The 8,386-nt window shown below is 60.8% G+C and carries 5 protein-coding genes and 3 pseudogenes; 1 reads left to right on the top strand and 7 read right to left on the bottom strand.

Annotated elements, in window-relative coordinates:
• Positions 1–83 precede the first annotated feature (83 nt).
• Positions 84–377: pseudogene (locus tag ACWTU9_RS30785) on the bottom strand (IS91 family transposase); the annotation flags it as partial.
• A 23-nt stretch (positions 378–400) separates the two neighbouring features.
• Positions 401–1,047 (bottom strand): annotated as a pseudogene (locus ACWTU9_RS30780) (tyrosine-type recombinase/integrase); the annotation flags it as partial.
• 118 nt (positions 1,048–1,165) lie between these two features.
• Here ACWTU9_RS30780 and ACWTU9_RS30775 point away from each other — a divergent pair.
• Positions 1,166–1,525: a hypothetical protein gene (locus tag ACWTU9_RS30775; RefSeq protein WP_455861596.1), complete on the top strand. Its 360-nt coding sequence runs from the start codon at positions 1,166–1,168 to the stop codon at positions 1,523–1,525.
• 11 nt (positions 1,526–1,536) lie between these two features.
• On the opposite strand, the gene ACWTU9_RS30770 is transcribed toward ACWTU9_RS30775, so the two are convergent.
• The 5 genes and pseudogenes from ACWTU9_RS30770 to ACWTU9_RS30750 all read right to left on the bottom strand — a co-directional run bounded on the left by ACWTU9_RS30770 (position 1,537) and on the right by ACWTU9_RS30750 (position 8,385).
• The gene (locus tag ACWTU9_RS30770) at positions 1,537–3,675 is read right to left on the bottom strand and encodes a CocE/NonD family hydrolase (RefSeq protein ID WP_455861595.1); all 2,139 of its coding nucleotides are present in this window, start codon (positions 3,673–3,675) and stop codon (positions 1,537–1,539) included.
• A 742-nt stretch (positions 3,676–4,417) separates the two neighbouring features.
• Positions 4,418–4,597 (bottom strand): annotated as a pseudogene (locus ACWTU9_RS30765) (IS66 family transposase); the annotation flags it as partial.
• A gap of 242 nt (positions 4,598–4,839) precedes the next feature.
• On the bottom strand, positions 4,840–6,252 hold the full coding sequence (locus ACWTU9_RS30760) for a CapA family protein (RefSeq protein ID WP_455861594.1): 1,413 nt from the start codon (positions 6,250–6,252) through the stop codon (positions 4,840–4,842).
• A 100-nt stretch (positions 6,253–6,352) separates the two neighbouring features.
• Positions 6,353–7,381, bottom strand: coding sequence for an ABC transporter ATP-binding protein (locus tag ACWTU9_RS30755; protein WP_455861593.1), 1,029 nt, complete (start codon positions 7,379–7,381; stop codon positions 6,353–6,355).
• Positions 7,378–8,385 (bottom strand): ABC transporter ATP-binding protein, encoded by a 1,008-nt coding sequence (locus ACWTU9_RS30750; protein WP_455861600.1) that lies wholly within the window; start codon positions 8,383–8,385, stop codon positions 7,378–7,380. The genes ACWTU9_RS30755 and ACWTU9_RS30750 overlap by 4 nt, the downstream gene beginning before the upstream one ends.
• Position 8,386 lies beyond the last annotated feature (1 nt).

The raw sequence follows: 8,386 nt of genomic DNA, 5'->3' as shown, positions 1-8,386 counted from the left end.
CCACCGCCGCGACACTAGATTCTCATCCAGATTGACGCGCTCCTCTCTCCCGGTTTGTCGCGCTATAGATCTCAGCGATTGGCCGGAACGGTGAAGACCACGTGGAAGTATGGGACCGGCAGCAGCTCAGCCTGCCGCTCGGCCAGCCACTGGGCGCGGGCTAGGCCTTGGCATTTAGGGCAGTGGCGGTTGCGGCAGGAGTTATAGGCTTGCCGCACGAGGCCGCAGTCGGTGCACTGTTCGGCGTGACCGCCCAGGGCCGCGGTCCGGCACGCCTCCACCGCGGCCATGACCCGGCGCTCGACACGCCCGAGATGGCCGGCATGGTCGCGGCGATAATCAGCCCCGTGACGGTGGAATATATCCGCCACTTCCAGATCCGGCGGATGGCGCGCGGCTCAGCCGGGGGCGTGATCTCCATGTGGAGTTGGTCAAAAGGACTGGCGGTCCGGCCGATCACAGCCGTTGAGACCTGGGCGTACAGTGTCGTCGTCGCCAGGCTGCGATGGCCCGCAGCACCTGAATGATCCTTATGTCCGTGCCGGCTTCCAAAAGGTGGGTGGCGAAGCTGTGGCGAAGGGTGTGCACCGTCACCCGCTTCTCAACGCCCAGGAACCCGCAGGCTGCTCGACATGCGATCCCCAAGGTCTGTGGGTGGATCGGGCCGCGGCCATCGCGCCGGGGAAACAGCCATCGCCCGGCCTGCAGAAAGCCGACCACCTCATCGGCGCTCAGCACGACCGGCAACTTGCGCGGCGTCCGGGCGTAAGCGATTCGCTCAGGCAGATCAGATCGACCCAGCGTCACGCCGTAGAAGAAACGCAAGGCGCAAACGGTCTGGTTCAACGCGCCCCACGAGACCCTTCGGCCCACCAAGTGGGCCCGATAGGCGCGCACCTCTTCGTATCCCAATTGATCGGGTGATCGTCCAAAAAATCGACTGAACTTCGCCACGTGATGCACGTAGGATCGCTGGGTCTCCGGTGACAAATTGCGGATCGTCAGATCTTCAATCATCCGCTGACGCAGAGGGCTTATCTGGGCCATCTGGGGTTCTCCTGTCTGGAAGGTTGGCTCGACACCAAATCTTCTCAGACAGGGACCTCCTCAGGCCAGACCGGCGCATCAGCTACCGCGGCAGCGGTTTAGTTCAATCAGAACTGCGATGATTTGGGAATCCCACGACTCTTACAAATCTCATCCCGCTCTAGGGCAGCCGCTCGGCGAGCAGGCGCGGCTGCTTTACCAGATGGAGTCACAGCTGGAGCATTCGGAGGCCGCTGCGACTGAAGACGAGCTGGCGGCGAGACAAGCGGCCGCGCAGCGGTTATCATTCGAACGCATGCGCCTGCGCGCAAGACCGTCCCTCCTCAGCGACGACATCACGAAACGCTTGAGCTGTTTCCGCGATGGTCTCCGGATTTCCCTCGAGATCGACGAACCCCTGACCGGCCTTCACCGGCCGGAAAAACGTTCATTCCTGATCCCGGTCGTCGCGCTACGGCGCCGACCCGAGCGGGAATGACTTTTGGTACGTCAATTGAGATCGCGAGCGAACTCCTTGACCTCTTCGCGTTCCAAGACAAGCTCCTCGCCGCCCTGTGCGACAATGCGTGTCTCGATGCGCCATACGTCCCGCAGCGCGTGCACTGTGGCTGAGATCGCGAGGCGAACCTTCCAGTCGCCGCGAGCGTAGGTCTCTTCCCGAGTGCAGGTGCCACGCGCCGTGTTCGGATCGTCGGGATGCACGGTAAATGTGTCGATATGCCTGGCCGAAACGATCATTCCGGTGTGCGGGTGTAGCACGGTGCCCGTGTCGCTAATGAGGCGGAACGTGGTTTCTCCGGTGATTTGGTCCGTGGTTAGCTGCCGATAGAAAGGTTCACCGGGTATGATGACGTCCTGCGCCATCGGCTGCGCGCTTTCGGACCCTGCGAACGGCGCCAGTTTGGCGTCCAGATCATTCCTTTTCCGCACCGGCAAAATCAGCCTGCTGCCGGTACAATGTATCGAGAGAGTTGTCCTCTCTGGACCGGGAAAAACGATAGGCCAATGGCTGGTAGCGATGGCGAGCCGAATTCGTTGGCCTTTTTCGAAACGCTGTCCGCAGCAACGCAATTTCATGCGGATCGCTTCCGGCCTGCCCGGCGTCATCGGCACAAGTTCAAGGTCGTCGTGTCGATGGGTCAAGTTCAGGATACCATAGCTGACTAGGACGGCTGCTCCGTCTTCCAGCCCGAGCGACAGCGTAGCTGACAGAATTGCAACCGGCAGATCAGAGACGAGTGTCACCTCGAGTTCCGGGAAGCCCAGAATTTCGACTGCCTCCGCAAGAGGCTCAGTTTCGAATACCAACGCGCTGTCGCCTTCCATGCGCTGGTCGATCGGCAGCGTCGGCACCATGCCGTCGGCGCACCAGGCGCCGGATGACAGCCCAGCTGTGGACGGCGAACAGATCGTGAGGACTTCGTCGCTGCTATCGTGTTCGGCAAGACGGCCCGGTAAAAGCGCTAGTCGGTGTTCGACGATACTCGGTGCGGGCCAGGAGGACTCAGCCACCCAGCGGCCAGGTCGTTCGAGATACATGGGTGCGGGATAGAAGGAATCCTGCATCCAGGCGCGCAACATTGGCTCGTCTGCAATGCCGGTTTCAAGGTCTTTCAGATAGTGGTCCCACCAGCGCAGGCATTCCTGGAGGAAGCCGATGCGTGGTCCTGGTGTGGCGAAGTGTGGGTACTTATGACCCCAAGGGCCAATCAAGCCCTTGCGAGATCCTGGCAGGTTCTCAAGCATGCGAAAAACCGGGTTGGGATAGGTGTCCGCCCAGCCGCTCACGGCATAGACAGGAACCTCGACTTCGGTGTAGTCCTCGCAAATAGAGCCGTGCTTATAGAAATCGTCCCGGCGCTGGTGCTCGAACCAATCCTGCAGCCAGACGCCGTTGCCGTTGAGCCGCTGCTCCCACATCTCACGCCAGCGCTCCCCAACGAGCGCCGGGTCAGGCGGGGCCGTGGCTACTGCCCAGGCTGTCGCGCCCCACGACAAATTACTGCACATTTGCGCACCGCCGAGATAGTGGCAGTCATCGTTGTAGCGATCATCGGTGGAACAGATCGAGATTACCGCCTTGAGTGCCGGCGGCCGGCGGGCGGCGACCTGCAAGCCGTTGAACCCGCCCCAGGAGATGCCTATCATGCCAACGCGGCCCGAGCACCAGGGTTGCCGTGTCAGCCAGTCAATCACCGTCAGGCAGTCGTCCTGCTCCTGCTTGAGATATTCCCCCTTGCAGATGCCTTCGCTGTCGCCGGAGCCGCGCATATCGACACGAACACCTGCATAGCCATGGCCAGCGAAATAGGGGTGGGTGAGCGCGTCGCGTTCAGCCGTCCAGTCGCGTTTGCGGTAGGGCAGATATTCCAGGATCGCAGGTACGGGGTCTGCGTCGGCATCTTCCGGCAGCCAGATCCGGGCAGCGAGCTTCACCCCGTCTGGCATCGGGATCCAGACATTCTCCATCTCGCGTACTTTGCGAGGGAAATCGGCGACTACACGGATATCTTCCATCATGCGATCCTTTTTGACTGTAGCGGCTGCGGCAGCAGCTTCGGTATTCAACGGGAAATGGCAGGGCAACAGGCCCGCACCGGCTGTTGCAATCGTCAGCGCATCCCTCACACAGCGCGGCTGGGAATCGCGCAGCGCGTGTGGAACTCGCAGCCCGCGGCCGCTTCTCAGGCTCGGCGCTTCGCCTTGAACTTTATGGGATCAAACTCCCCTTGGCTGAAAGCAGCGCTTTCGTGTAGGGGTAACGCGGTTGATCCCGCGTTCATTTGAGCCCACGCTGTCGGTCAAAGCGGCCTAGCTACATCGGGCATGCGGTCAGTCGTGTCACGCATCACATTAAGTTCGTGCGTGGCAATGAGGGTTGCGTGCCCGAGCAGACGCGAGAGCCGGTTTAGCGCCGGCCCCTGCGTCGGGAGGTTGGGGCCGCTGTGAGTTTTCGCGGCGATCGACTTCCTATGGTTTTCCAAGCTCCAATACAATGCGCGCCGACTAGCCAATTCATCCTCATATGGTGCATGAGCAATTACCCCCTTTCTTCTGAGCGAGTTCCGTTAGAAGCGACTGCTTGATTTGGACTATAAGGATCGTTACTGCGCCTCGCAGTTGAAATAACCTCAAGCGCGGGGTTACCTATTTTCGGGCATTGGAAAAAACGCTGCGCGATGCACAGCGACGGACTCGTCCGCCGCTCAGACCGGGATGTGCACGCGGGTTGGAAATCGAGCGCCGCAATCGCCATGGCATGCCTCGGTCGTTCACGAGGCTTGTGTTGCCCCCTGAGCTTGCTACCCAGCGGCGGCTACGGACCACGCCGACGCTTTGCGATGCGGCTGCAGAATGGCGATGAAGGTCTGAGGTGGCGCTCGGTATTCCTGCCACCGATCACGCGAGGCAAAATAGGCCGCTGCCGGCGGTGATGCCCCCGAAATGACCGACCATCTCTGACGTAGGTCGAGATACACGCAGTATCGGTCTTGCCGCAGGCCGGCACGGTGGTGTCGTCGCCGTGCAGGCGTTCGGCGTCAACCACATGGGTCTTTAATCAGCCGATGGGTCGGCCACGCACCGCAACGGCCTCTGCCCCACACGTGCGGCGCGTTCATGGGCATTAAAGCGTCGGCGGCAGCAAGATCGATCGGGAGCGAATCAGGGATGGCTTTCACGGCGAAGGAATCACATTCCGGGCCTTCCTTTCAAAGTCGAAAAACGACCCCCTACCTCCGAGCTTTCGGTTTTGCGAGCCGACACGATTAGATTTGGCGCATCCGAGCCGCGTCATCCCGGCAAGGCCGGACTCAATCTGATCACTCCAACGTCGACATCAATGTCTATTTTGGTCCCAAACGGCTCCGAGAGCTTCTGCATACGCTCCAGAATAGCCCTTGCTTGTTGGCCGGTAGCTAGCCGCGGAATACCGCGATTGGCAAACCTTTTGGAGAAGCCAAGCTCGATCGGAAGCAGTCGCAATTCCGCGAGCTGGTTCTGCTCAAATCGGCTTACCGTTATGATGCTCTCGTAGATAACAGCCCGTGAGAGCGCCCCCACAAAGCCGTCCGCCGTGGGGTATCCCTTCGCTTGTTCGTCAACTGTCACCTCAGCATCGGTGCCGCTTCGCGGGTCTTTGCCGTAGGCGGTGAACATATCCGCCCCGACCGGCGTTCGTAGGTCATCAAAGAAAAAATTTCCTAAACTATACAAGATCGGGCGACCTTTGTAGATTTCTATTCCTCGCAACAGGTGCGGCCCATGTCCGACATATGCATCGGCCCCGGCATCAATTAGCGTATGCGCAAAGGCTTGCTCGTAGTCCGCCGGCTCCTGGCTTACTTCGTGGCTCCAATTCGGCTCGTGACCGTGGTTTGTAGCCACGCAGAAGTCAGCGAACTGCTTTCCTTGGCGAACGTTCCGTAGGATTTCGGCGACATCGCCTGGATTGGGTTCGTAGCTATATGCTGCCTTGACGCCCGGCTTGAACGTCGCTCCTGCGACCGCGACCTTGGCTGGGTCGCCATCGTCGAGCTTGTAACCGGGCAATGCGTCGCGCAGTTGCCTTAAGTTTTTAAATATCTCCGGCGGAACCACGATACTTTCCGCCAAACGAAGGGGGTTGAGTCCGGGTCTGCCGGGTGCCTCTCCGGCGGGAGCGCATGCGGGAGACATCGGCATAAACGTTGTACAAAACGAAAGCAGTGCCACGCGACCCCGTGGAGTTTCCAAAAAGCGAGCGGCGCCGGCTTGTGCGAGATTCTCGCCGGCACCTGCATGGACTACACCGCTCTCATCGAGCACCCGGCTCGTCTCGCGCATGCCCTCAAGGCCCCAATCAAGTGTATGATTGTTTGCGCGGCTCATTAGATTGAACCCCATTGCCTTCAGATCAGGTCCAAGCTGTGGCACGCTGACGTGATACGCACCGCCGTATTCAGCCTGCGGGCTTCCCTTGAATGACCGGCTATCGAAGATCAGGGTTTCCATGTTGCCGAATGTGGCATCAGCATCCCGCAGGATTTTGACGACGTCTCCAAAACCCTGATGATTGCCATTGGTCAGTGGCCGCGACAAAATGAGGTCGCCAACCGCTACCATCGTGAAGCCGTCGGCAACATTTGTTTCAGTCGAACCAACCACATCATAGCCATCCTCCCGCTGAGCCGGATGGATTTTCTTTTGGTCTGAGTGGTATTGCATGGCTTATCCCTCTGTATTCTTGGTTGCCGTATCGGCATGATTTTCACTGTTCTTATTACCGCACCGCAGTGCTCATCGATCGCGATTGAAAGGTCTGTGGCTATGCCTCAGTCAGCGAACGATCGGCGGCCACACCGGGCTCTCCCGGAATGCCTGCGGCCGGAGCGCGCACATGACAGGCGACGATGCGGCCGCCGGCCATCGGCACCAAAGGCGGCACTTCGATGCGGCAACGTTCGACCGCGAGCGGGCAGCGCGGATGAAACGCGCACCCTCTTGGTGGATTGATCGGGCTCGGCACCTCGCCCTCGACGGGAGCCTCCAGCCGAACTCGCGTTGGATCCGGTATAGGAGCCGCCGCGATCAGCGCCTCGGTGTAAGGGTGGACAGGCCTGGCGAACAGCGCCTCGCACGAGGCGAGTTCGACGATCCGCCCCAGGTACATGACCGCGACGCGATGGCCGATGTGCTCGACGACGCCAAGGTCATGCGAGATGAAGACAAAGGCGATGCCCATCTGCTGTTGGAGATCCAGAAGCAGATTCAGGATCTGTGCCTGCACGGAGACGTCAAGGGCTGAGACAGCCTCGTCGGCGATGATGAGCGAGGGATTGAGGGCCAGAGCACGCGCGATGCCGAGCCGCTGCCTCTGGCCGCCCGACAGTTCGGACGGCAGCCTGTCCATCATTTCGGGCGACATACCGACTTTTCGCAGAAGTTCCGCCGCAAGCGCCTTGCGCTGCTTTCGGCTGAGGCGCTCAAAGTTCTCGACGGGTTCGGTGATGATCTGTCCAGCCGTAAGGCGTGGATTGAGCGACGAGTAAGGATCCTGGAAGACCATCTGCATCCGCCGGCGCCAGGCGCGAAGCTCATGCTTCTTGAGACCCGCAATGTCGGTCCCGTCGATCAGCACGCGCCCCGCCGTCGGTTCGGTCAGCCGCATCAGGAGCCGCGCGACCGTCGACTTGCCGCAGCCGGATTCGCCGACGATGCAGAGCGTCTCGCCAGCCTCGACCGAGAAGGATACATCCTCTACCGCCCGCACCACCGGGATGGTCTTCTTTAGGAACCCCGCACCGAGCGGATAATGCTTGGTCAGGTTCTCGACTTTCAGCAAAGGACCGCTCATGCGCCCACCACCTCTTCGGCGCGCCAGCAGGCGGCGGTGTGGCCCAGCCCGACGTCAAGCATGACAGGCGTCTTCTCGCGGCAAATGTCTATCGCGAACGGACAGCGCGGCGCGAAGCTGCATCCGACGATCGGCTCGCGCAGGGTGGGCACGATACCAGGGATTTCCGGCAGGCGGCGCTGTCGGCCGCGCCGCCGATCGGGAACGGAGCGCATAAGGCCCTGGGTGTAAGGGTGCGAGGGGCGCGCGAACAGATCAACGACGCTCGCTTGCTCCACGATGCGGCCGGCATACATGACAATCACGCGTTGGCATGTCTCGGCGACGACGCCCAGATCATGGGTGATGAACATGACCGCCGTTCCCGTGCGCTCCTTCAGTTCAACCACCAGCCGCAGGATCTGCGCCTGGATGGTGACGTCAAGCGCCGTCGTTGGCTCATCGGCAATCAACAGTTCCGGTGAACAGGCAAGCGCCATGGCGATCATGGCGCGCTGGCGCATGCCGCCCGACATTTCGTGGGGATAGTTGTTGACCCGGCGCTCGGGATCCGAGATGCGCACGAGACGGAGCAACTCTTGAGCCTTGGCCATGGCGTCTGATTTGGTGGCCTTGGTGTGGATCTGAACTGCCTCGGCGATCTGGTGACCGACGGTGTAAACCGGGTTGAGGCTGGTCATCGGCTCCTGGAAGATCATGGCGATCCGGTTGCCACGGATTCCTCGCATCTCGCGTTCAGAGAGTTTCAGGAGGTCGCGCCCATGAAAGCGGATCTCGCCGCCGACGGTCTTGGCGCTCTGCTTGGGCAGCAGGCGGAGAATGGAAAGAGCAGTGACGCTCTTGCCGCATCCGGATTCGCCGACAACGCCGAGCGTTTCCCCCCTCTTAACCTGGAAGCTGATGCCGCCCAGCGCGCGGGTGACGCTTTCCTCGCCGTAAAAGTGGGTCTCGAGGTCTCTGACCTCGAGCAGGACGTCATTGCCTATCGTCGTATGCATCTGCATG

Source organism: Mesorhizobium sp. 128a (assembly GCF_053848025.1).
Note: the sequence above shows the minus strand (reverse complement) of the source record. Positions and strands in the feature narration are given on the sequence as shown.